The following is a 22,962-nucleotide window of genomic DNA, read 5'->3' as shown; positions in this document are numbered from 1 at the left end:
AGCCTTGACGGCAGCGATCTTGAGGCCACCGCGCAGCTTGTTGACAACGAGGGTCGCAAGCGCTTCGCCTTCGACGTCTTCAGCGATGATGACGAGCGGCTTGCCGGTCTGAACGACGGCTTCGAGAACCGGGAGCATGGCCTGCAGGTTGGAGAGCTTCTTCTCGTGAATGAGGATATAGGGATCCTCGAACTCGACCCGCATCTTGTCCGCGTTGGTCACGAAATAGGGGCTGAGATAGCCGCGGTCGAACTGCATCCCCTCGACGACTTCGAGTTCGGTCTCGGCGGTCTTGGCTTCTTCAACCGTGATGACGCCTTCATTGCCGACCTTCTCCATCGCCTCGGCGAGATATTGGCCGATCTCCTTGTCGCCATTGGCCGAAATGGTACCGACCTGCGCGATTTCGGAATTGCTGGTGATCTTGCGCGCATTGGTCTTCAGCTCTTTGACCACCGCATCGACGGCAATGTCGATACCGCGCTTCAGGTCCATCGGGTTCATGCCGGACGCAACGGCTTTCGCACCTTCCTTGACGATCGCCTGGGCAAGCACGGTCGCGGTCGTGGTGCCGTCGCCGGCGAGATCGTTGGTCTTCGATGCCACTTCGCGTAGCATCTGGGCGCCCATGTTCTCGAACTTGTCTTCCAGTTCGATTTCCTTGGCGACGGAAACGCCGTCCTTGGTGATGCGCGGTGCGCCGAAGGACTTGTCGATGACCACATTACGTCCCTTCGGACCAAGGGTCACCTTGACGGCATTGGCGAGCACGTCGACCCCACGCAGCATGCGTTCACGGGCGTCGCTGTGGAATTTGACTTCTTTCGCAGCCATTTCTTTAACTCCTCAATAGGCAGCTATTATTGACTGATTGTTTCCTGATCAGGTGCTCAGGCGGCCTGTTTCTGCTCAGCCTGGGCTTCAATGATGCCCATGACATCGCTTTCCTTCATGATCAGCAGATCTTCGCCGTTGATCTTGATTTCCGTGCCAGACCATTTGCCGAACAGGACGCGATCTCCCGCCTTCACGTCGAGTGCCTGGATTTGGCCTGACTCGTTGCGCGCGCCCGGGCCGACGGCGATGACCTCGCCTTCCTGCGGCTTTTCCTTGGCAGTGTCGGGAATGATGATACCGCCCTTGGTCTTTTCTTCCGAATCGACGCGGCGGACGAGAATGCGATCATGAAGCGGTCGGAACGACATATTTTCCTCCGTAAGACAAAAAAGATGACGTTGATCCCCTCACCGGACCGGATGACCAGTCCGGGCGGGTGCAAAACCTCGTTGGAGCTTTTTGCGCGAAATGATCTGGTTTTGGGATTTTTCGATTTCAAGAGGGATAGAAGAAAAAATTAGCACTCATTTTGAGTGGCTGCTAACACACTGGAAAGGAACAGGAAACTGGCATTATGCGTTGGAAATCCCGTTGAGGGCCGTAAAAATTTGCGCCACCATCCGACTGTCATGAAACGGAGATGAAGCATGCGATTTTCATCGGATCTGGAGCATCAGCTCAATGGCTATGGACTTACCACCGCGCACATCCTCTACCGCATTCCCGAATTCGAATCCGTCCTGCAGACCTATGTCTGGCAGAACTATGATCTTGCGCCTGATTTTCCTGAAATGCACAAGTTTCTGGACTTCTGGCAAGCGAGCCTCGACGGGCCGCTGCATTCCGTCCGCTATACCCACCAGCGTCTGATCGGACCAAACGAATGGCGCCGGGTCGAGGGTGAGTTCAAGCTGCAATGAGGGTGAAGCCGACATTCTCCCTTCTAAGGTCTTCGAAAGCCGAGACCCAATGAGCTCATTGAAGGCCATAGCCACTTTGCGGCGATGTCGACTAACATGGCCGAAGCGGGACATCGCTGCCGGCATTGCCGCCGATCCGTCAGAACCACAGGCCTTTGCGTAGGGCACATAGGTCGGCATCGGCGGACGTCAGCATCATTCCCAACAGCATCATTAGACATACCGCGGTGCGCCAAAACTCAACGGTCCGCTCCCGGGGAGAACTTCCGGAGAGCCCTTCGGTGAACCCATAGGTGTTATAGTAGTATTTATCAGGTCTATCTTGATGTATATTTTCTCATCGACGTGAAATATCAACTCTTGGCGGTGTGTATAAAACTAAATAATATCATCTTAGTTGTATTTCGATCATTGAGCATAAAAATTATTAGTGATCGACATATTTTGACGGATAATTAACAACGATCCCACATCCTTCTCTTGAGGAAATCTTGGGATATGTTTCATGGCATCGATCCAGCAGAAAATCATCCTTGCAAGTGTGGCAATATTTGTGATTGCGGGCGGCGCAACCGGTGTGGGCATATGGTCCGCCTCGACCCTGACGCAGAATGCCGAGAAAATCGCAGGATCGGCTCAGATCCTGCGTAATCACATGCAGGCAGATATGATGCATGACGCTTTGAGGGCGGATGTGCTGGCTGCATTGCTTGCTTCCGATCCCGCATCCGGCATCGGCTTTGAAGCAGTCAACTCGGATCTGTCGGAACATGTCACGTCATTTCGCGAGATGATCAAGGCCAACAAGGCGCTCGCGACGGATCCGGACACCCAAAAGGTGCTCGCCAGCGTCGAACCTCCGTTGCTGGCCTATATCGACAACGCAACCAAAATGGTCGCGACGGCGGAGAAGGATTCGGCCGGCGCCTTGAAGGCATTGCCCGATTTCATGAAGCAGTTTTCCGCTTTGGAAACTGCCATGGAGGACGCGGGCGATCAGATAGAAAAGGTATCGGAATCGATCTCGGCAGAGAGTACCCGCACAGCAAATTTCATTCGCGGCTTCATGCAGGGGCTTCTAGGGCTGACAGCGCTGTTCGCCATCATGCTCTTCGTATTGTTCCGCAGGACGGTGTGCAAACCCATCCTGGCGCTTTGCGTGGACATGGCCAAGCTCGCGGGCGGCGATACCAATATCGCTTGCACGGGCATCGGCCGACACGACGAAATAGGGACGATGGCGCAGGCCGTTGACGTATTCCGCAAGGCAGCGATCGCCAACGGCCAGCTCGAAGCGGACGCCGCAAGGGACCGTCAGCAGGCGGAAGCCGACCGGATCGCTGCCCAGCAGCAGGCGGAAGCCGATGCGGCGGAGCGTCTGCGGGCCGCAACATCCGGTCTTGCCATGGGGCTCAAGAGATTGGCCTCCGGGGATCTTTCCTTCCAGCTCGACGAGCCATTCGCCCCCGATTTCGAAGCTCTTCGCCACGATTTCAACACGTCGCTGCAGCAATTGAGCAGCACATTGCAGGCGATTGCCGAGAGCATCGTGTCGATTGACAGCGGCACGCAGGAGATCTCTTCCGGAGCCAACGATCTTTCCCGCCGAACGGAGCAGCAGGCAGCATCGCTTGAAGAGACCGCCGCCGCCCTCGATCAGATTACGGTCAATGTAAGCAATTCGAGCAAGCGGACGGAAGAAGCACGGGCGGCAGCAACGGCTGCCGATCATAGCGCCACACGGTCGGCCGACGTCGTCAGCAAGGCCGAGGAAGCCATGCAGCGAATAGAGAGTTCCTCCCAGCAGATTTCCAACATCATCGGCGTGATCGACGATATTGCCTTCCAGACCAACCTGCTTGCGCTCAATGCCGGTGTCGAAGCGGCGCGCGCCGGCGAAGCTGGCAAGGGATTTGCGGTCGTAGCGCAGGAAGTGCGGGAATTGGCGCAGCGCTCCGCGGCGGCGGCAAAAGAGATCAAGGCGCTGATCAATGCTTCTTCGGCCGAAGTCGATGGTGGCGTGAAGCTCGTGCGTGAAACGGGTGTCGCGCTGAAGGAAATCGGTGAGCGTATCTCGGGCATAAACCAGCACATGAACGCCATCGCCGCATCCGCCAAGGAGCAGTCGACAGGCCTTGCCGAGGTCAATGCCGCGGTCAATACGATGGATCAGACGACACAGCAGAATGCGGCGATGGTCGAGCAGTCGACGGCAGCCTCCGCCGCACTTGCCGCTGAGGCCAGCAAGCTGAGCGAACTCGTATCTCAATTCCGCCTCGAAGCCGCAGCCTCCGCCAGCTCGGCGATCCTGCGACAAACGGCGCGCAGAGCGGTCGCCGCCGGCGGCCGAGTCGCTTCCGAGTGGACGGAGTTCTAGGCGCACCATGGAGCTCAGGGCAGAGGAGCGCTTGTTCGCACGCTCTGCCAAATGACAGCAATCCGAACATTGGCTAAGGCCGTCGCGCAAAGTGTGTGGCGGTTTTGCGACGGCGGGTATGCGCTGGAGAGACGGTTTTGAAATCTCGAACCACTTGCTCTGGCCGACCAGCACTCAATAGCTGAAATCCCATCTATGACATGCAGCTCCACAGAGAGGAGCGCGCCGTGATGGGAGCCTGTTCCCTCGATGATGTAGGCGATTGCGACTGGAACGATGAGCCCGCCGATATCTCCTTCGGCATGGAAGAGGCCGCAGGTCAGGCCGATCGCTTCCTTGGGCGCGGTATCGGCAACGAAGGCGGGCAAGGATCGAGTTTCGCTAATAAGCCGGCTTACAAAAAAGAAAGCCGCATTTGGCACCCGTGTTCAGACTAAGGTCCATGTTCAATGCATTTCTCTTGAGCTATGGCCATTTTGCCCCCGGTCGCCTTCACCACAATTAGTGTGGGCGGTCAGCCCTGTCACCGGAGTAAGCTCCGGTGACAGGGCACTAATCTCGTTGACTGATCGCCGGCCGCACGTCTCATGGGCCGACAACATGTCGCCTTGCCTGTTCGCCTAGACAAGCCGAGCCGTATCTTTGAACCCTTTTCTCAGAAGCGCTCGCGCGTTTCCTCCTGCGGCAGATCCGAACCGATATCGGCCCAATCAAGACGGCTTTCGACACCATAATGTGTTTCGGGCACCACCCGTTCGGGATGATCGAGAGAGCCGATGGTTACCCGGATGAGTTCATCATCGTCATATTGGAGAAAGAGCGGTGTGCCGCAATCGGGGCAAAATCCACGGACGGCAATTGGCGATGATCTGAAAATTCTCGCCTTTCCTTTCGTCCATTCGAAAGCTGCCAACGGCGCCTGCACCAGAATAGCGAAAGCGCCGCCGGTCGCCCGCTTGCACATATTGCAGTGACAATAGCCGGCGTGAAGAGGATCGCCGCTAAATTCGTATCGGCAGGAGCCACAAAGGCAGCCGCCCGACCATCTCGCCTCACTCATTCTCTGTCCTCTTCGCATTGCTCTGCGCCCTCGAGCGGCGCAAGCCATGGTTCCCGACGCTTCGTCCACAGCTCATAGGTCGGAGTGAGGCGAACAGGTGCTTCGGTCAGGACGCCGAGCTTTATCTCCGCTTCCTTCTCCCGAATTGCAAACACGCGCGAACCGCAACGAGCGCAAAATTCCCGTCCGGCAAATTCGCTCGTTTCGCCCTGATATTCGAATTCATCTGAAGGCCAAACGCCGAAATAGGTAAAGGCCGAGCCGCTCTCCTGCCGGCAATCGGTGCAGTGACAAATGCCGACACGCAGGGGATTTCCTCGAACCGCCAAACGCACTTGCCCGCACCGGCATGAACCCGTCAATTTCGTCATGGCATACCCTCTTCGTCGATGACATCCGTGGTTGGACCCTCACCGCGGCTGACGTGCTCCGTAAGCCAGCGCCCGTCGTAAAGCTGGTAGGTTATCTGGGCGTCTTCGCCATCTTGCTGCTGCCGGGCTGCGGCTGATTTTGCCGCGGCAAGGGCACTCTCATGATCCGGAAACGTCTCCGACCAAACATCCCCGAGTCGGTAAGCGAAACCTTCATCATGTTTGCCGACCTTATATATTAAGGGCATCATCTCCTCCGGCCTGTTGACAGGGCTCCTGGAGTGAGGCGCAGTCCGCAGACTATGCCGTCACGCGAAACGAGAGGCTTCATTCATGCAAAGCCGTTCGCGTAATCAAAGTTCTGAAAGGCAGAAAAGTTTCCAGCTCTCGCACGATCTGTCGATCGCAAAACGGGCGACCTCTAGGCTGGCGGTTCACGATTGAGCTGCGACACGCAGGTGGTCTTGTCCTTTTCCCTCTGTCAGGCCGGCCTTAACATATGGGTCGGACACGGTCGCGGGAAGGCCGCACCTTCCCGCGTTCTTCTTGATTTCGAAGCCCGGCAATCCCTTCCAGGGACGGCCGAGGCGCGCAGGATCAGAACTCTTCCCAGGTTGCAGCTGCCGCTGCCGCGGCACCGGAGCCGCCGAATGCGCCGGCAATCTTGGCCCTGAGCGAGCGTGCCGGCGATGCGGCGGGGCTCGCCCGTTCCGTCGCGACGGCCGGCCGTGCGCGGCTGCGGCCATTTTGCAGGTTGAACTGTCCGAGAACGTCGTTCAGCGCCGTCACCTCCTTGGCAAGGCTGTGGCTGGCAGCCGTCGATTCCTCGACCATTGCCGCGTTCTGCTGCGTCCCTTGGTCGATGCTGTTGACGGCCGTGTTGATCTCCTGCAGGCCGGTTGCCTGTTCGCGGGCAGCCTCGACGATCGCGCGCACGTTGCGATCGATTTCTTCCACTTCCTTGACGATCTGCTGCAGCGATCGCCCGGTTCTCGTAACAAGATCCACACCGCTGTCGACCTGCTGTCCCGATGTGGAAATGAGTGCCTTGATCTCCTTTGCCGCCGTGGCGGATCGCTGTGCAAGCTCGCGCACTTCCTGCGCGACGACGGCAAAGCCCTTGCCGGCTTCACCGGCACGCGCCGCCTCGACGCCGGCATTGAGGGCAAGCAGGTTCGTCTGGAAGGCGATGTCATCGATGACACCGATGATGTTATTGATTTCGCCGGACGATTTCGAGATTGCTTCCATCGCGGCGATCGCCTGCTGCATGACCTCGCCGGATTTTTCCGCGCCGATGCGGGCGCGGCCGACCAGCGAGCTTGCCTCCTCCGCCCGCCGGGTGGAATCCTTGACGGTGGTCGTGATTTCCTCAAGTGCGGCGGCCGTCTCCTCGACGGAGGCCGCCTGCTGTTCGGTACGCTTGGAAAGATCCTCTGCGGCAGAGCGGATCTGGTTGGCACCGGCCGCGATCGCCTGACCGCCCTGGCCGACAGCGACAAGCGTCTCTTCGACCTTTGCCATCGAGGCGTTGAAATCTGCTCTCAGGCGATCAAGATGGGCGACGAAGGGCTGATCCAGGCGATAAGCCAGGTTGCCGTTCGAAAGCTCTCCGAGGCCGTTTGCCAGGCTGTCGACAGCGAATTGGGCGTCAGCGGCATCCTTGGCCTTCTGCGCCTCGCGTTCCAGACGTTCCTTTTCGGAGAGGCTGCGGCCGGCAGCGGCTTCTTCCTCCAATCGTATGCGTTCGATGGCACTGTTGCGAAAGACGGAGACAGCCGTAGCCATCTGACCGACTTCGTCCTTGCGCTCGATCCCTGAAACAGGCTCCTCGGTATTGCCGGCCGCCAGCGCGACCATGCGTGCCCGCAGGCGTTCGATGGGAGCGGCAATGCCGCGCGTCGACACGAGGAAGGCGATTGCGATGGCGGCGGCAAAGAGAACACCGAGCGCGATCACAGCGTCGCCAATGGTGCCGCTTGCTTGTGCCGCCAACATGTTGCTCTTGTCGTTGAGGGACTTGTTGAACACATCGAGCCACTGACGAATCGAAACGAGCTCGTCATTGATCATCGGATCGACCTGCTTCAAGAGCTTGGCGGCGGTATCGTTATCATCGACCAGGCCGGCGTTCACGGCTTGGTCGGTCAGAGCGATGATATCATTTGCCGTCGCGGCCAGCTTATCGATGGTATCCGCTTCCGCTGGAATCAGCTGCCTGGCGTTCGCCAAACGCTTCAGAAGAACTTGCTTGTTGTCCCGGTAATCGTTTGAGAACCCCGCCATCCGTGAATCCGCCGCTGGATATTGCAGGATCTGGTAGGCGTTGTAACTCATCGCGGTCATGCGCTGGCTGGCTCTGGACATCTCCACCGCCGCCGTCTCATCCTTGGCGATGAAATTCGAGTAGGTGGCAACTGTGTCCCTATATTCGCTTGCTACAACGAGGACACCGGCGATCCCGATCAGACAGATGGGAATTATGATCGTAAGAACTTTTGTTCTGATTTTTGCGTTCTGAAAAATGCTCATGGGCTCATCCACTTTTTGGGAGTCGGTGACCGCCCGCGCGGCGAAGGCCGCGACGATCGCCTGCTCTGAAAATCGGGAACATTGCAGGCATGAGCATCCTGCTCGTCGCATCTTGGCGCTGCAGCGTGAAAGATGACAGATACATCTGATGAAACAATTAATGACGGAAAATCAGATGAATCGACCAACGTTACTTCGATCAGGCGTTAGCAGATGCAGCAACCTCCAAAAGTTGCATTCTTAAAAAGAGCTGCAGTCCAGCAATAGTCGTTCGAGGATATTTTGGAATTTTGATAAGGACGTACCATTCCACGATAAAATGCCGCCGATTACATCAATCTATACTGGGTTTTTGCTTGGGTGTATCTATTGTAAGTTATGGCTAACGTTTAGGTTGGCGTAGGCGCGTCGAATGACGAAGTACCGCGATTATGAGCTGGAAAAGCCATCCGCGGCACCCCATCGCGATTGTCATATCAGCATTTGGGGAGCACTCTTCGCGAAGAGTCCGGCGGACTCTGAAAGATTGGGGAGAGAGGAAATGACCATACAAAATCCATCGCCTGCCTTGTACAACGAGGATCTGGCGCCTGCCGAAGAGAGGAAGTGGGGGGCGTTCAGTATCTTCAATGTGTGGACATCGGACGTTCACAGCCTTTGGGGATATTATCTTGCCGCGAGTCTCTTCCTGTTGTGCGGTAGCTTCATCAACTTCGTGATTGCGATCGGCATCGGCTCGCTGGTCATCTTCTTCCTGATGAGCCTCGTCGGCAACGCCGGCGTCAAGACAGGCGTTCCCTTTCCGGTCCTTGCCCGCGCCTCGTTTGGAACCTTCGGCGCGAATGTCCCGGCGCTGGTGCGGGCTATCGTCGCCTGCTTCTGGTATGGCGCCCAGACCGCGGCCGCCTCGGGCGCGATCGTCGCGCTTCTGATCCGCAACGAGAGCATTCTCGCATTCCATCAAAGCAGCCACATGCTCGGCCATTCAACGCTCGAGGTCATCTGCTACGTCGTCATATGGGCGCTGCAGCTTTTGATCATTCAGCGCGGCATGGAGACGGTGCGCAAATTTCAGGATCTGGCCGGCCCCGCCGTCTGGATCATGATGCTAGTGCTGGCGATCTATCTGGTCATCAAGGCAGGCACGTTTTCCTTCGGCAGTGAAATTCCGCGCGAGGTCCTTTTGGAAAAGACGAAGGACGCGGGTGTGCCCGGTGAGCCTGGATCCTTCCCGGCGCTTGCGGCTGTGGCCGCCACCTGGATCACCTACTTTGCGGCGCTTTATTTGAATTTCTGCGATTTCTCGCGTTACGCCAAGGACACCAAGACCTTGCGCAAGGGCAATCTTTGGGGCCTCCCGATCAACCTGCTCGCCTTCTGCCTCGTCGCCGGGGTAACCACGACGGCTGCCTTCACCGTTTACGGCGAAGTGCTTCTGCATCCCGAAGCGATTTCGGCGAAGTTCGAGAGCTGGTTCCTGGCGCTGCTTGCCGCATTGACCTTTGCGGTCGCAACGCTTGGCATCAACGTGGTCGCAAACTTCGTTTCACCGGCATTCGACTTCTCGAATGTTTTCCCAAGGCAGATCAGCTTCAAGCGAGGCGGCTATATCGCCGCCCTCATCGCGCTGGTGCTCTATCCGTTCGCGCCCTGGGAGACGAGTGCCGCGCATTTCGTCAATTTCATCGGTTCGAGCATGGGGCCGATTTTCGGGATCATGATGGTGGATTACTATCTGATCCGGAAAGGCGAGCTCAATGTCACGGCGCTCTACCAGGAAAACGGAGAGTTTCGCTTCCAGAACGGCTGGCATAGAAATGCCTTCATCGCCTTTGTGGTCGGCGCGCTGTTCTCGTCGATCCTGCCGACCTTCACATCGATCCTGCCGGAATGGTGGGGAACCTACGGCTGGTTCTTCGGCGTCGGCATTGGCGGGACGGTCTACTATCTGCTTCGCATGAGCGCTCGTGGTTCCGCCATCGGGGCTGCGACTTGATCGGAGCTGTTCTGCCCGGCAACTCCTTGCCGGGCAGAACTCAGGCTCCCGCGCGCTTTCATTCGAAGACGTGCGCTCGGGGCAGGTCGTGCGAAACTGACGGGTGCTCCCTCCCGCTCGCGAACCGAGGCCGGTGCCACCCCCTATCATTGAAATACGGGCTGCCGGAATCAGTGTGGCAAAGCGGCTACAGCTGTCGCTGGCCAAGCAGAAAACCGTAATTTTCTAAACATAGTCCATAGTTTTCTAAAATACCGCTGTCACGAATGCAGCCATCCTCGCCATGGTAACCATTCGGTGCGCTATGGACACTCAATTCTCAGGTTTTGAAATCTCTGCTCCGAAAATCGATGTGGCTTGGACTGCCTTGCAACGGCAATATGCCAACCACCTGACCGGTGCGGAAATCGATCATCTATTTGTCGGCCGTGCCCCGGTGGGGACCGAGCTCCCTTCCAATCGCCCCCATATTGCATTCATTCCGTTCCCGAGCCGATACAGCCATCGGTCGTCTGGATAGCCGAGCGGGGCGAGAGCCCGGGCCATCGGGATACGGCTCATATTTCAGTGCACAATGCCGCAGAACCGGGTCGCAGAATCGGGCCAAACAGGATCGGATCTTACAGGACCTGCATCACGTGATGGAGTTCGTCTCTGACGTGCGACCGAAGCGTCGATCAGCCGCGACTTGCGCATAATGCATACAGCTAACCCTTACGAATTCGGCAATGCCGATGCTTCAATCGATCGGGAGAGTCGCATGAATACCGAAAAAATCATCATCTTTGACACAACCTTGCGTGACGGTGAGCAAAGCCCCGGCATCAATCTCGATACGGCTGAAAAGGTCGAGATCGCGCTTATGCTCGAAGGGCTGAAAGTTGACGTGATCGAGGCCGGCTTTGCCGTTTCCAGTCCCGGCGAATTCGAAGCGATCAAAGCCGTGGCGCGCGTCGTCAAGGACAGTACGATTTGCAGCCTGAGCCGCGCGGTGGAGCGCGACATCGACCTCACGGCGGAGGCCGTTTCCGGTGCAGCGTCGTCTCGTATCCATATCGTGCTGGCCACCTCGCCAATTCACATGAAATACAAGTTGCAAATGACACCGGAAAACGTGCTCGAACATGCCGTTCGCGCGGTGGTCCATGCACGACGCTATTCCGAGGATATCGAGTTTTCCTGCGAGGACGCGAGCCGATCGGAGCCCGAGTTTCTGGCCCGTTTCGTGGAACAGGTGATCAAGGCCGGTGCAACCACGGTCAGCCTGCCTGATACGGTCGGCTACTCCACGCCGCACGAATACGGCAAGCTATTCACCTATCTGCGCAATGTCGTACCGAACGCCGACCAGGCCGTATTCTCCGCACATTGTCACAATGATCTTGGCATGGCTGTTTCCAACTCGCTCGAGGCGACGAGGCAAGGCGCGCGCCAGATCGAATGTACGATCAATGGCATTGGTGAGCGAGCGGGCAATGCGTCGCTTGAAGAGATCGTCATGGCACTGCATACGCGCGCGGATTTCTTTCGGTGCAGGACGTCGATCGAAGCCCGCCGATTGACGGCTGCCTCCCGGCTCGTTTCGGAGATCACGGGTTTCGTTGTGCAGCCTAACAAGGCGATCGTCGGCAGGAACGCGTTCTCGCATCAGTCCGGCATTCACCAGGATGGCATGCTGAAGAACCCGTTGACCTATCAGATCATGACGGCGGCGGAGGTCGGCGCCGATGAATATCGGCTGGTGCTCGGAAAGAATTCCGGTCGCAACGGTTTTCGCATGTACATGCGTTCGCTGGGCATCGAGTTCGGTTCCGATGCCGATCTCGATCGCGCTTTTTCCCGTTTCAAGGATATCGCCGATCAGAAGGCATCGCTTTGCGATGAGGATCTTCTGGCAACCGTCGTGGGTATGGAAGCGCTCTCACGGGAAAAACACATCGCATAGATCGGCTGTCGGAACATGTAAGCGCAATCGGCTCGATGCCGGAACCGCGTTTCCTCCGGGCCTGACCGGTCCGGGGAACGAATGTCAATACTTTGCTGAATTCAGGAAAAGGTCATAGCGGAGAGGCGAGCCAATGACGGTGAATCTTGCAGTCGGAACGGCGGGTGATGCTCAGGTCGTCAAGCCGAAAACAGGATATGAATTCCTGATCGAAACGCTGGCGACCTGGCATGTGCATCACTATGCCGGCGTCACCGGGGGAGGGGTCATCCATTTGCTCAAGCATCTCGAGCCGATGATCGTCCCCGATGAGGAGGCCGATCGCCCGGTTTTTTTCAATATCGGAGAGTACGTCGCCGGCTTTATTCCCCTGGGATACTATCTGGCGAGCGGGAAGATCAGTGCGGCCATTGCGACGACGGGAGCCGCAACGCGGCTGCTGACCTGCGGCCTGAGCGATGCGAAATTGCACAATATTCCCGCAATCTACCTCATTCCTCTCAGCCCTGCAGAGACGCGATATCGTGCACCGTTGCAGGACACGAGCCCGGAAGGGGCCGACGTCGTGACTCAGCTGATGGCCGAGCTGCCATCAGGCACATTCGTCCTGAACGATCCGGAACGCCTCGGAGAACAACTTGACGAGGCCCGCAGACACCTCGATCAGGGCTCGCCCATCGCACTTCTGATGCCGCCGGAGGCACTCGGAAAGATGGTGCCCGAGCCGGCCCATACGCCTTGGCGCGGTGACTACGCCCATAGACCGAACAGGATCGACCATGGGTCGCTCGCCCATTTCCTGGCCGAATTCCCGCGGCAATCGGCTGGGCGCCGGGTCATCGTGCTCGCTGGAGAAGAGGCGGCCATGTATCCGTATATGCCCGTCCTCACCACACGTTTGTGCAAAGCGTTACAGGCACCGATCGTCTGGAGCATAAACGGGGCGAATGCGGTGGCGCGCAACAATGTCTTCGGTTTCGGCTATCTGGGATTTGGCGGCAATGATCGCGCAATGCAACTCTGGAGAAGCCTCGGTCCCGACGATATCGTCATCACCCTCGGGTTTTGCCCTGACGAATATACCCTTAATTTTTCTGAAATACCTGCCCATACGACATGGAATTTCACCAATCTGGCCGCGCCATACGGCAGCGTTGGGGGTGAGTTTCGGCATCGCGTGCGCGGCGAATATTTCGATATTCGAGGCCCAATCGATCAGGTTCTGAGCGAGGCGATCGGCCGGCTCGAGGGTCTTCAGCTGCCGCGCCCTCCGGCACCGGCTTTTGTCGCTGATCTCAATGATCGCGAGATCATGCCGCCACGCGCCGGGACGATCGATATTGCCCGATTTTATCAGGAGCTTGATCGTCAATGGCAGCCGGGAAGCATTGCGTTCGATGATGTGTGCCTGGCCTACAAAGATCGTCAATATGTCACGCAGCGCCCGCATCCGAACGTTCGCTTCCATTCGCTTTATCGCGGTTCGGCAATGGGTGGAGCATTCGGCGCGGCAATCGGTGCCAAGCTTGCAAAACCGGATGCGACGGTCTTCGCTTTTACGGGTGATGGCTGCTTCCGGTTGATTGCCGGTTGCCTGGCCGAAGCACGATCATTGGGGCTAGTCCTGTTCGTGCTGGACAACGGCGCACTCGGCATCATGGTGCAGGGCCTGCCCGTGGTCATTCCAGACCATTCATCCGATCGCTACCACAGCGATCTGCACCGCATCGACTTTGGATCGATGGCGCGCGCCTGCGGCTGGCAAAGCCGGAAGCTGATGCTGGATCTGAGCAATCTGGCCGCGATCATGCGTGAAAGCTACAGCCCTGGTCGCTCATCCATCCTGGTTGAGGTGCCGGTAGATGCGGAGCAAGTGGTGGGACAAAATCCGCGAGCCAACAATCTCTAGCGCCCGCCGCCTTCCTTCATGCATATTGTTGGTCCTCGGGGCGAGATTGTCGGCGTCGATCCAGACCCGTTTGATGACCATCGGCAATCATCCGGCAACGTTCGCGAAGGTCTGGTAGCTGCCTGATGGAGGTCTTCCGGTTTCAGCGTCTTCATGAAGCTCTCTGTCGCGTGCGTGGGTGATGTCACGTTGTTTGCGGCTTAACGCTTGATGGTTAAGCCGTCTCGATGAACCCATCGATCGTCAGCTACAAGAACCAGCGTTTTCCACCACCGGTCATTGCCCATGCGGTGTGGCTGTATTTCCGTTTCCCGCTGAGCCTGCGCTTGATGGAGGAAATGCTTCTGGAACGCGGCATTGTCATTTCTTACGAAACCATCCGCCGATGGGGTCGCAAATTCCGTGCGGCATATGCCAAGCAACTGCGCAGAAAGAACCCGTCCCGAAAGGACATCTGGCATCTGGACAAGGGGGTGATTTCCATTGGCGGTCGGAAATACTGGCTCTGGCGACCCGTCGACCAGGACGGCTATGTTCTCGATGAAATCGTCCAGTCTTGTCGCGACACGACACCGGAGCGGATAGTTTGGCCTCGGGGTAGGAGTGATCGGACGCTGTTCGAGTTTTTCCAGTATCTGATAGCGTCCGCTCCCCTCCAGCATCCGCACCATCTCTGCTTCGTCGGGCGCGGCTGCGACCTGCCGAGGGACTTTACGCTCGGCCCCTGAACATCATCAGATGACAGAGATAATTGCGGCTCATGCAATAAAGTAGAAACTATTGATGCAATTGTGGCAAACGCGTTCTGGCGGCATTGTTAACCGGTCAGACGAACTCAGCGTCGCCTGAAGCTATCGAAAACGAAGTTTTTAGGACGTGAAATGACCGAAGGCCTTTCTTCCATGACCCGCAGGACCATGCTGCTCTCCGGAGGCGTTGCCGCAGCGGTCATGACGATATCCCCCTCTCTCAGCTTCGCAGCCAATGCGGCTGCCGCCATCAATACCAGCGAAGGAACCAAGACAATGGCATACGTGACCACTAAGGACGGAGTCGACATCTTCTACAAGGACTGGGGTCCGAAGGACGCTCAGCCGATCGTCTTCCACCATGGCTGGCCGCTGTCATCGGACGACTGGGACGCGCAGATGCTGTTCTTCCTGTCGAAGGGTTATCGTGTCGTTGCTCATGATCGCCGTGGTCACGGACGGTCCGCCCAGGTTTCCGACGGTCATGATATGGATCACTACGCCGCGGATGCCTTCGCCGTCGTCGAAGCGCTCGATCTTAAGAATGCCGTCCATATCGGCCACTCGACAGGCGGCGGTGAAGTCGCCCGCTATGTTGCCAAGCACGGCCAGCCTTCGGGCCGCGTCGCCAAGGCGGTTCTCGTCTCCGCTGTTCCGCCGCTGATGCTGAAGACCGAAGCCAACCCGGAAGGCCTGCCGATCGAAGTGTTCGACGGTTTCCGTTCGGCGCTTGCCGCCAATCGCGCCCAGTTCTTCCGTGATGTTCCGGCCGGCCCGTTCTACGGCTTCAACCGTGATGGTGCCACAGTCCAGGAAGGCGTGATCCAGAATTGGTGGCGCCAGGGCATGATGGGCGGCGCGAAGGCCCATTACGACGGCATCAAGGCCTTCTCGGAAACCGACCAGACGGAAGACCTGAAGGCCATCACCGTCCCGACGCTGGTCCTACACGGTGAAGACGACCAGATCGTGCCGATCGCAGACTCCGCACTGAAATCTTCCAAGCTCCTGAAGAATGGCACGCTCAAGACCTATCCCGGCTTCTCGCACGGCATGCTGACCGTCAACGCCGATGTCCTGAATGCCGATCTCCTTGCCTTCGTGAAGGCCTAATCGGTCCGGCGGCGGGTGCGGCCTCCCACGCATCCGTCGCCTCCATGAACCACGAGTGCCTACTCGGCGCGCCATCATTCAAGGAAACGAATCGATCATGACGAACAGCAACCCGTCCAAGAAAGTAGAGAACCATGGCGCCGCCTGGAGTGTGCCTTCCGATACGTTCAGGCCGTACAGGTCAAGGACACGATCTATGTCTCGGGCCAGTTGAGCCACGATGACAAAGGCAATCTCGTCGCTCCGGCGGAACTCGATGAGAATAAGCGGCCTGCAGACTTCTCCCAGATGGAGAGCAAGGTCCGCCAGACCTACATCAACACAAAGACTCTGCTCGCCAGATATGGTGCGACCCTCGATGATGTCGTTCAAGAGACACTGTACGTGCTTGATGTTCCTTGTGTGTTTGCGGCCGGATCCAAGGTCCGCAAGGAAATGTACGGCACGGATGTGCCTCAATACGCCAGCAACCTGATCGGAGTCTCGGCACTGGCCTTCCCCGAGCAGATCGTCGAAATCACGTTCCGGGCAATCATCAACCGATCCGTTGATTGATCGGACGGCAACTACTCCATGAGCCGCCGGAGACGATGGGCCTGCGGCGGCAAACCCGTTGAAACGGTTTATACGATGCCAAAGAGACCGGCCGCCAAGGCGCCCGCACCTGCTACCATGGAACTTACTCCCGACCTCGTCGCACGACCATTAGAATTGTCGAGGACGAGGGACCTGAACCCAATTGGAATCCGATCTCGCCCGAGCAGCTCGACGATCTCGTCAGCGGGGTTGAGGAAGAGGCTGGTGACGAGGAGATATGGGTGTTCGCGTACGGATCCTTGATGTGGAACCCGGGTTTTGAGGTGGCCGCCAGCGAAGAGGCGGTCGCCTACGGCTGGCACCGTGCGTTCTCGTTGAGGATTGAGCGGCTCAGGGCCACCTCCGAAGCGCCCGGTCTCATGCTCGCGCTTCGGCCAGGAGGAAGCTGTTCGGGTCTTGTCCTCAAGCTTCCGTGCACTACCAAGCGGGAGAATCTGCGCACTCTTCTGGCGCGAGAGATTCGGTATGCCGAAGTGTGCGACATGGTGCGTTGGGTTGCGGTCAAGACACCGACGGGTATGCGGAGGGCGCTCACGTTCTGGGCGAGCGGCAGGCAATCCTCACTCACGGAGAAGATCCCCCTCGAAGAGGCGGCAGGGTTGATCGCCCAGGCATGTGGACCTGCCGGATCTTGCGCGGAATACCTGCATCGGACGGTTTCAGATCTGGCGGACCGTAAGATCTATGATCGAAACCTGTGGCAGCTCCAGCAAATAGTCGCAGCCAGGCTTCGAGCACTCCAACAGCATAATCGAATCTGAAACGGGTGTGACAGGTCATGGTGACAGCATTTGCGTGCGTCAGTCCAACATGACCATCTTTGCCGCGATCTGCTCCTCGAAGAACTTGGAGAATGACGCAATCCTTGGCGGGAGGGCTTGGTAGGGCGGGTAGAACAGCGTCAGCCACAGGTCCGGCGGCGCCCATCCCTTGAAGACGTGGACAAGGCGACCGCCATTGATGTGATCGGCGATGTTGAATCCTGGAAGCAGCGCGACACCCGCGCCATCGGCGGCCATGTCCGCCAGAACCTCTCCGCTGTTCGCACTGAAGGCTCGACCTGCCGAAATCGTAATGCTTGACCCACCGTCCGACAGCACCCAGTTCTCACGCCGGCTTTCGCCGCTGTATGCGAGGCAATCGTCGGGCTTCAGTTCGTTCGGGTGCTGCATGTCGACGAATCTGCTTCCGGGAGCGGCGACCAGGATGCGCGGCACCACTCGGATCTTCCTCCAGATCGTGAACTTGTCCGAAGGCTGCGACGAGATGCGGATCGCCAGATCGTAGTCGTCATCGACGATATTCACCAATCCATCCGACAGCGAGATCTCGAAGCTCATCTTCGGATAGCGTTCCTTAAACCCAGACAGGATCGGCGGCAGCACCGTCTTGCCGAACCATGTCGGTGCACTGATACGCAGCCGACCTTCGTCCGCCTTGTGTGCGTTCATTACTTCGCGCCGCGCGTCCTCCAGAGCCTTGACCGCTGGCTGGATCTGCGCGGCAAAGATTGCCCCGTCGGTTGTCAACGATACCTGTCTCGTCGTGCGGACGAAGAGCTGCACGCCAAGTTCCGCCTCGAGGGCGGCGATTGCCCGTGTGACGGCCGCTGGCGTCATGTCCAGTTCGCGCGCGACCTGGGCAAAGTTCCGCTTCTCAGCGGCGAGCAGAAAGGTTCGGAGAGCCTTGTAGTCGTTCATCTCATTGTTTCATAAATTGCAATTCAATCAAAAGGAATATTGCAATTCCGAGAGGCGATCAACCGATGTACATACTTATCAACACCGGAACACAGCCGAGAGGATTTCAAGATGATCAAGGACATCAAGGGACTGCACCACGTGACTTCGATGGCATCGGACGCGCGGCAGAACAACCGCTTCTTCACCGACACGCTGGGTCTTCGCCGCGTCAAGCAGACCGTTAACTTCGACGATCCGAGCGTCTATCACCTCTACTATGGTGACGAGACGGGCTCGGCCGGAACGGTGATGACCTACTTCCCGTTCCCGAACATGATGCTCGGCCGCCCCGGTGTCGGTGAAGTCGGCGAGACCCAGTTCTCCGTTCCCGCTGGATCTCTGAAGTTCTGGCAGGATCGCTTCACAACCCAAGGCGTGGACGGTCTGGAACGCGACACTGTGTTCGGCGCTGCCCGACTGCGCTTCATGGGACCGGACGGCGACAGCTTTGCGCTGATCGAGTCGGCAGACGACAGGCGTGCTCCATGGCTGGCAGATGGAATTCCAGATGATGCGGCCATCCGCGGTTTCGCTGGCGCACGCTTCAGCCTGCACGACACCGCTGCAACGGAGGAGCTGCTCGGCTTCATGGGCTATGAGCGCGTTGAGAAGGAGGGTGACGTTGTACGCTTCATCATACCCAACGGGAATGGAGCGGACACGATCGATCTATTGGCATTGCCAAAGACTCCGTTCGCGCGACAGGGTGCGGGTTCGGTGCATCATATCGCATTCGCCGTCGACAGCCGCGAGAAGCAGCTCGAGGTGCGCAAGGCGCTGATGGACACCGGTTACCAGGTCACCCCCGTCATCGATCGCGATTACTTCTGGGCCATCTACTTCCGCACACCGGGCGGTATCCTCTTCGAGGTCGCGACAAACGAGCCCGGATTCAATCGCGACGAGGATACTGCCCATCTCGGCGAAGCCCTTAAGCTTCCGGTCAGATACGAGGAGTACCGCGAACAGATCCAGGCTAATCTCGTGCCGCTGGCGGCATAAGCAGCAGTCACCGAAAGTTGGGAATGACAGCGCCGTGATCCGGAAGGATTGCGGCGTTCTTTCGTTTCTAACGTGCTCTCCGACAAACGATTATTTCAAATGGCGCAATTCAATCGAAAGTCTTATTGCAATTCCTCGAATGGTGACGGCGCGGTAAGTTTATTTTCAGCAGCCAAGACGACGAGTGGAGGGCCCGCAATGGAGCCAGCAACACTCAAAGAATTGCAGAACGAGCGCCGCTAGACGACGTCCGATCGACCGCTGCTGACCATTTTCTGGCACCGCATGCGGGCCGCAACCGAAGAGGAAAGAACCATGTCCAAGCTTGAAGTCCTGACCCCGGCGAACAGCCAGCTCATCTTCATCGACCAACAGCCGCAGATGGCCTTTGGTGTCCAGTCGATCGACCGCCAGACGCTGAAGAACAACGTCGTCGGCCTCGCCAAGGCCGCCAAGATCTTCAATATCCCGACCACGATCACCACGGTCGAGACGCAATCCTTCTCTGGCAACACCTTTCCCGAGCTGCTTGCCGTTTTCCCCGAGAACGACCTTCTCGAGCGCACCTCGATGAACTCATGGGATGATCAGAACGTCCGTGACGCTCTGGCGAAGAATGCCTCCAGCGGCCGGAAGAAGATCGTCGTCTCCGGTCTCTGGACCGAGGTCTGCAACACCACGTTTGCTCTTTCCGCTCTCCATGATGTTCCGGAATACGAGATCTACATGGTCGCCGATGCTTCCGGCGGCACTTCCGCCGACGCCCACAAGTACGCGATGGACCGCATGGTGCAGGCAGGTGTGATCCCGGTCACCTGGCAGCAAGTCCTACTCGAGTGGCAGCGCGATTGGGCTCGCAGGGAGACCTACGATGCAGTCACCAAGCTGGTGAAGGAGCATTCCGGCGCGTACGGCATGGGCGTCGACTACGCCTACACGATGGTTCACGGCGCAGAGGAACGCGTCAAGCACGGCAAGCGCATCGGCCCGAACCCCGCAAAATAAGGCCTGATCAGGCCGCTCCGATAACCCCGTCGGTGCGGCTTTTTCCACAACCGGAGAACATCCCATGAAAGTCTATCTCCTATCGCTTGGCGCAGGCCTGCTTGTCGGCATCGTCTACAGCCTGCTGAACGTCCGTTCGCCGGCGCCACCCGTCATCGCCCTTGTCGGCCTTCTTGGTATTCTGGTCGGTGAGCAGATCATCCCTTTCGCCAAAACGCTGATCAATAAGGAACCGGCTGCCGTCTCCTGGATGCAGCAGATCAAGCCGCACATGTTCGGCCACCTGCCGAAAGGCACCGATCGTATCGAGACTGCCCATCAGGCGAAGGTCAATGCCGAGGAGCGAAGCTGATGACGACGCGTCGATCCTTTCTTGGAGGCGCATCGAGCCTGGCGTTCTCGAACCTCTTCTCCCCGGCAAACGCCGCCGATCCCAACCCGACCGGAGTAGACACCATGCATCCCGACCTGATCCTCCACAATGGCCGCGTGACGACCCTTGACCGAACCAATCCGAATGCGACGGCGATCGCCATCAAGGACGGGCTGTTTCTGGAAGTCGGATCCGACAGCGAGATCATGGCGCTGGCTGGTTCTGGCACTAGGATCGTCGACCTCAAGGGCAAGCGTGTTCTGCCCGGCCTGATCGACAACCATACCCATGTCGTCCGCGGTGGTCTGAACTACAACATGGAACTGCGCTGGGATGGCGTGCGCTCGCTCGCCGATGCGATGGACATGCTGAAGCGCCAGGTGGCGATCACGCCCGCACCGCAGTGGGTGCGCGTCGTCGGCGGCTTCACCGAGCACCAGTTTGCGGAAAAGCGCCTGCCGACCATCGAGGAGATCAACGCTGTCGCGCCCGACACGCCGGTCTTCCTGCTGCATGTTTATGACCGCGCCCTGTTGAACGGCGCCGCTCTCCGCGCCGTCGGCTATACCCGTGACACACCGAACCCGCCCGGCGGCGAGATCACCCGCGATGCCAACGGCAACCCGACGGGCATGCTGCTGGCCAAGCCCAATGCCGGCATCCTCTATTCGACACTTGCCAAGGGTCCGAAGCTGCCCTTCGACTACCAGGTCAACTCCACCCGTCATTTCATGCGGGAATTGAACCGCCTCGGCGTCACCGGCGTCATCGATGCCGGCGGCGGCTTCCAGAACTATCCGGACGATTACGCCGTCATCCAGAAGCTGTCCGACGAGAACCAGATGACGGTGCGCCTCGCCTACAACCTCTTCACCCAGAAGCCGAAGGAAGAGAAGCAGGACTTCCTGAACTGGACCGCTTCGGTCAAATACAAGCAGGGCAACGATTACTTCCGCCACAACGGTGCGGGCGAGATGCTGGTGTTCTCCGCCGCGGACTTCGAGGATTTCCGCCAGCCCCGTCCGGAGATGGCTCCGGAAATGGAGGGCGAGCTGGAAGAGGTCGTGCGCGTTCTGGCAGAAAACCGCTGGCCTTGGCGTCTGCACGCCACCTATGACGAGACGATCTCGCGTGCGCTCGACGTGTTCGAGAAGGTCAACAAGGATATCCCGCTCGAAGGACTGAACTGGTTCTTCGACCATGCCGAAACCATCTCGGACCGCTCGATCGACCGCATCGCGGCCCTCGGCGGCGGCATCGCCACGCAGCACCGCATGGCCTACCAGGGCGAATACTTCGTGGAGCGGTACGGTCACGGCGTGGCCGAGGCTACGCCGCCGATCGCCCGCATGCTCGACAAGGGCGTCAACGTCTCGGCCGGCACAGACGCCACCCGCGTTGCTTCCTACAATCCGTGGGTCTCGCTGTCGTGGATGGTGACTGGCAAGACGGTCGGCGGCATGCAGCTCTACCCGCGCGCCAACTGCCTCGACCGCGAGACGGCGCTGCGCATGTGGACCGAGAAGGTCACCTGGTTCTCCAACGAGGAAGGCAAGAAGGGCCGCATCGAGAAGGGCCAGTTCGCCGACCTCGTGGTGCCGGACAAGGACTTCTTCTCCTGCGCCGAGGACGAGATCTCCTTCCTCGTCTCGGAGCTGACCATGGTCGGCGGCAAGATCGTCTATGGAGCAGGCGACTTCAAGACGCTCGACGAGAACGACATCCCGCCCGCCATGCCGGACTGGTCTCCTGTCCGCAGCTTCGGCGGCTACGCGGCCTGGGGCGAACCGGAAGGCGCGGGTGCCCGTTCGCTGCGCCGAACCGCCATCTCCACATGCGGATGTGCCACCGATTGCGGCGTGCATGGCCACGATCATGCTGGTGCCTGGACCTCGAAGCTTCCGGTCGCCGACCTCAAGGGCTTCTTCAGTGCGCTCGGCTGCTCGTGCTGGGCAGTCTGACCAGCCTCCAGCCCGGGCGGCCACACCGCCGCCCGAGCGTCACCTCATCATTGCCAAATCCGCAATTAAATCGAAACTATTGCTGCAATTGTTGGCGTGGCGGTTACCAGCCAATATCGCTCCATCAAAAGCGGCCTCGACGGCGAACATGCAGGAGCTGAAATGACCTTTCAATCTCATATGTCCAACCCAGTCCGGAGCAGTCTGGCACGCGCCGTCGGCTCTCCGGTCATCCGGACGGTATCACTGTTGGCTCTTTGCGCAGCCTATGTCCAAGGTCCGCTCACCAAAATCTTCGACTTCAACGGTGCCCTGGCCGAGATGGATCATTTCGGTCTCCATCCCGCCACCTTCTTCGCAGTGGCCGTCATCGTCTTCGAACTTGCCGCTTCGTCCATGGTGATCTCAGGCTTCCTGCGTTGGGCAGGTGCCCTGGCGCTCGCTGGCTTTACGCTTCTTGCAACCTTCATCGC

19 protein-coding genes and 3 pseudogenes are annotated in these 22,962 nt (G+C 58.5%); 15 read left to right on the top strand and 7 right to left on the bottom strand.

Features of this window, described 5'->3' with window-relative positions; genetic code table 11:
- Together groEL and groES are read right to left on the bottom strand one after the other, a co-directional pair.
- Positions 1 to 834 (bottom strand): chaperonin GroEL (gene groEL / locus DQ393_RS30920; protein ID WP_146759008.1); only part of this gene is annotated, 834 nt, incomplete at its 3' end.
- 56 nt (positions 835 to 890) lie between these two features.
- Positions 891 to 1,205, bottom strand: coding sequence for a co-chaperone GroES (groES, locus tag DQ393_RS30915; RefSeq protein ID WP_112345505.1), 315 nt, complete (start codon positions 1,203 to 1,205; stop codon positions 891 to 893).
- Between the two features lie 279 nt (positions 1,206 to 1,484).
- On the opposite strand from groES, the gene DQ393_RS30910 reads away from it, so the two are divergent.
- From DQ393_RS30910 to DQ393_RS33615, 3 genes are all read left to right on the top strand, one after another.
- Positions 1,485 to 1,757 (top strand): usg protein, encoded by a 273-nt coding sequence (locus DQ393_RS30910; RefSeq protein WP_112345504.1) that lies wholly within the window; start codon positions 1,485 to 1,487, stop codon positions 1,755 to 1,757.
- A gap of 505 nt (positions 1,758 to 2,262) precedes the next feature.
- Positions 2,263 to 4,134, top strand: coding sequence for a methyl-accepting chemotaxis protein (locus DQ393_RS30905; protein ID WP_112345503.1), 1,872 nt, complete (start codon positions 2,263 to 2,265; stop codon positions 4,132 to 4,134).
- Positions 4,135 to 4,361: 227 nt separating this feature from the next.
- Positions 4,362 to 4,571, top strand: a complete 210-nt coding sequence (locus DQ393_RS33615; RefSeq protein WP_181592455.1) for a hypothetical protein — start codon at positions 4,362 to 4,364, stop codon at positions 4,569 to 4,571.
- 218 nt (positions 4,572 to 4,789) lie between these two features.
- Here DQ393_RS33615 and DQ393_RS30895 read toward each other — a convergent pair whose 3' ends face one another.
- The 4 genes from DQ393_RS30895 to DQ393_RS30880 form a co-directional block, all read right to left on the bottom strand.
- The gene (locus DQ393_RS30895) at positions 4,790 to 5,194 is read right to left on the bottom strand and encodes a GFA family protein (protein ID WP_245430522.1); all 405 of its coding nucleotides are present in this window, start codon (positions 5,192 to 5,194) and stop codon (positions 4,790 to 4,792) included.
- Positions 5,191 to 5,565: a GFA family protein gene (locus DQ393_RS30890; RefSeq protein WP_112345501.1), complete on the bottom strand. Its 375-nt coding sequence runs from the start codon at positions 5,563 to 5,565 to the stop codon at positions 5,191 to 5,193. The genes DQ393_RS30895 and DQ393_RS30890 overlap by 4 nt, the downstream gene beginning before the upstream one ends.
- Positions 5,562 to 5,813, bottom strand: a complete 252-nt coding sequence (locus tag DQ393_RS30885) for a hypothetical protein (protein WP_112345500.1) — start codon at positions 5,811 to 5,813, stop codon at positions 5,562 to 5,564. The genes DQ393_RS30890 and DQ393_RS30885 overlap by 4 nt, the downstream gene beginning before the upstream one ends.
- Before the next feature lie 349 nt (positions 5,814 to 6,162).
- The gene (locus DQ393_RS30880; RefSeq protein WP_112345499.1) at positions 6,163 to 8,097 is read right to left on the bottom strand and encodes a methyl-accepting chemotaxis protein; all 1,935 of its coding nucleotides are present in this window, start codon (positions 8,095 to 8,097) and stop codon (positions 6,163 to 6,165) included.
- Between the two features lie 541 nt (positions 8,098 to 8,638).
- Between DQ393_RS30880 and DQ393_RS30875 the strand changes: the two genes are divergently transcribed.
- From DQ393_RS30875 to DQ393_RS30840, 7 genes and pseudogenes are all read left to right on the top strand, one after another.
- Positions 8,639 to 10,093 (top strand): NCS1 family nucleobase:cation symporter-1, encoded by a 1,455-nt coding sequence (locus DQ393_RS30875; RefSeq protein WP_112345498.1) that lies wholly within the window; start codon positions 8,639 to 8,641, stop codon positions 10,091 to 10,093.
- A gap of 760 nt (positions 10,094 to 10,853) precedes the next feature.
- Positions 10,854 to 12,038, top strand: a complete 1,185-nt coding sequence (locus DQ393_RS30865) for a 2-isopropylmalate synthase (RefSeq protein WP_112345496.1) — start codon at positions 10,854 to 10,856, stop codon at positions 12,036 to 12,038.
- 133 nt (positions 12,039 to 12,171) lie between these two features.
- Positions 12,172 to 13,947, top strand: a complete 1,776-nt coding sequence (locus DQ393_RS30860; protein WP_112345495.1) for a thiamine pyrophosphate-dependent enzyme — start codon at positions 12,172 to 12,174, stop codon at positions 13,945 to 13,947.
- 235 nt (positions 13,948 to 14,182) lie between these two features.
- Positions 14,183 to 14,552 (top strand): annotated as a pseudogene (locus tag DQ393_RS30855) (IS6 family transposase); the annotation flags it as partial.
- A gap of 420 nt (positions 14,553 to 14,972) precedes the next feature.
- The gene (locus tag DQ393_RS30850; RefSeq protein WP_348628035.1) at positions 14,973 to 15,809 is read left to right on the top strand and encodes an alpha/beta fold hydrolase; all 837 of its coding nucleotides are present in this window, start codon (positions 14,973 to 14,975) and stop codon (positions 15,807 to 15,809) included.
- Between the two features lie 97 nt (positions 15,810 to 15,906).
- Positions 15,907 to 16,364, top strand: a pseudogene (locus DQ393_RS30845) (RidA family protein).
- Between the two features lie 75 nt (positions 16,365 to 16,439).
- Positions 16,440 to 17,167: pseudogene (locus tag DQ393_RS30840) on the top strand (gamma-glutamylcyclotransferase).
- Positions 17,168 to 17,206: 39 nt separating this feature from the next.
- Here DQ393_RS30840 and DQ393_RS30835 read toward each other — a convergent pair.
- Complete coding sequence (locus DQ393_RS30835; protein ID WP_112345493.1) at positions 17,207 to 18,106, bottom strand: LysR family transcriptional regulator; 900 nt, start codon at positions 18,104 to 18,106, stop codon at positions 17,207 to 17,209.
- A 111-nt stretch (positions 18,107 to 18,217) separates the two neighbouring features.
- Here DQ393_RS30835 and DQ393_RS30830 point away from each other — a divergent pair, with 111 nt between their 5' ends.
- The 5 genes from DQ393_RS30830 to DQ393_RS30810 all read left to right on the top strand — a co-directional run.
- The gene (locus DQ393_RS30830) at positions 18,218 to 19,150 is read left to right on the top strand and encodes a VOC family protein (protein WP_112345492.1); all 933 of its coding nucleotides are present in this window, start codon (positions 18,218 to 18,220) and stop codon (positions 19,148 to 19,150) included.
- A gap of 315 nt (positions 19,151 to 19,465) precedes the next feature.
- Positions 19,466 to 20,155: a hydrolase gene (locus DQ393_RS30825; protein ID WP_112345491.1), complete on the top strand. Its 690-nt coding sequence runs from the start codon at positions 19,466 to 19,468 to the stop codon at positions 20,153 to 20,155.
- Between the two features lie 64 nt (positions 20,156 to 20,219).
- Positions 20,220 to 20,507, top strand: a complete 288-nt coding sequence (locus tag DQ393_RS30820) for a XapX domain-containing protein (protein ID WP_112345490.1) — start codon at positions 20,220 to 20,222, stop codon at positions 20,505 to 20,507.
- Positions 20,507 to 22,489, top strand: a complete 1,983-nt coding sequence (locus tag DQ393_RS30815) for an amidohydrolase (RefSeq protein ID WP_112345236.1) — start codon at positions 20,507 to 20,509, stop codon at positions 22,487 to 22,489. Before DQ393_RS30820 ends, DQ393_RS30815 begins: the two co-directional genes overlap by 1 nt.
- Positions 22,490 to 22,651: 162 nt before the next feature.
- On the top strand, positions 22,652 to 22,962 hold a 311-nt coding region (locus tag DQ393_RS30810; protein WP_145646940.1), incomplete at its 3' end, for a DoxX family protein.

The sequence above is a fragment of the Martinezella tropici genome, assembly GCF_003287875.1.
GTDB classification, from domain to species: Bacteria; Pseudomonadota; Alphaproteobacteria; order Rhizobiales; family Rhizobiaceae; genus Rhizobium; species Rhizobium tropici_C.
This window is presented reverse-complemented; position numbering and strand designations above follow the sequence as displayed.

Excerpts from the sequence above, each read along its gene's own strand:
- DQ393_RS30860 (WP_112345495.1), top strand. The coding sequence starts at position 12,172 with ATGACGGTGAATCTTGCAGTCGGAACGGCGGGTGATGCTCAGGTCGTC.
- DQ393_RS30875 (WP_112345498.1), top strand. The coding sequence starts at position 8,639 with ATGACCATACAAAATCCATCGCCTGCCTTGTACAACGAGGATCTGGCG.
- groES (WP_112345505.1), bottom strand. The coding sequence starts at position 1,205 with ATGTCGTTCCGACCGCTTCATGATCGCATTCTCGTCCGCCGCGTCGAT.
- DQ393_RS30890 (WP_112345501.1), bottom strand. The coding sequence starts at position 5,565 with ATGACGAAATTGACGGGTTCATGCCGGTGCGGGCAAGTGCGTTTGGCG.
- DQ393_RS30865 (WP_112345496.1), top strand. The coding sequence starts at position 10,854 with ATGAATACCGAAAAAATCATCATCTTTGACACAACCTTGCGTGACGGT.
- DQ393_RS30910 (WP_112345504.1), top strand. The coding sequence starts at position 1,485 with ATGCGATTTTCATCGGATCTGGAGCATCAGCTCAATGGCTATGGACTT.
- DQ393_RS30815 (WP_112345236.1), top strand. The coding sequence starts at position 20,507 with ATGACGACGCGTCGATCCTTTCTTGGAGGCGCATCGAGCCTGGCGTTC.
- DQ393_RS30850 (WP_348628035.1), top strand. The coding sequence starts at position 14,973 with ATGGCATACGTGACCACTAAGGACGGAGTCGACATCTTCTACAAGGAC.
- DQ393_RS30895 (WP_245430522.1), bottom strand. The coding sequence starts at position 5,194 with ATGAGTGAGGCGAGATGGTCGGGCGGCTGCCTTTGTGGCTCCTGCCGA.
- DQ393_RS30880 (WP_112345499.1), bottom strand. The coding sequence starts at position 8,097 with ATGAGCATTTTTCAGAACGCAAAAATCAGAACAAAAGTTCTTACGATC.
- DQ393_RS30830 (WP_112345492.1), top strand. The coding sequence starts at position 18,218 with ATGATCAAGGACATCAAGGGACTGCACCACGTGACTTCGATGGCATCG.
- DQ393_RS30905 (WP_112345503.1), top strand. The coding sequence starts at position 2,263 with ATGGCATCGATCCAGCAGAAAATCATCCTTGCAAGTGTGGCAATATTT.
- DQ393_RS30825 (WP_112345491.1), top strand. The coding sequence starts at position 19,466 with ATGTCCAAGCTTGAAGTCCTGACCCCGGCGAACAGCCAGCTCATCTTC.
- DQ393_RS30820 (WP_112345490.1), top strand. The coding sequence starts at position 20,220 with ATGAAAGTCTATCTCCTATCGCTTGGCGCAGGCCTGCTTGTCGGCATC.
- DQ393_RS30835 (WP_112345493.1), bottom strand. The coding sequence starts at position 18,106 with ATGAACGACTACAAGGCTCTCCGAACCTTTCTGCTCGCCGCTGAGAAG.
- DQ393_RS30885 (WP_112345500.1), bottom strand. The coding sequence starts at position 5,813 with ATGCCCTTAATATATAAGGTCGGCAAACATGATGAAGGTTTCGCTTAC.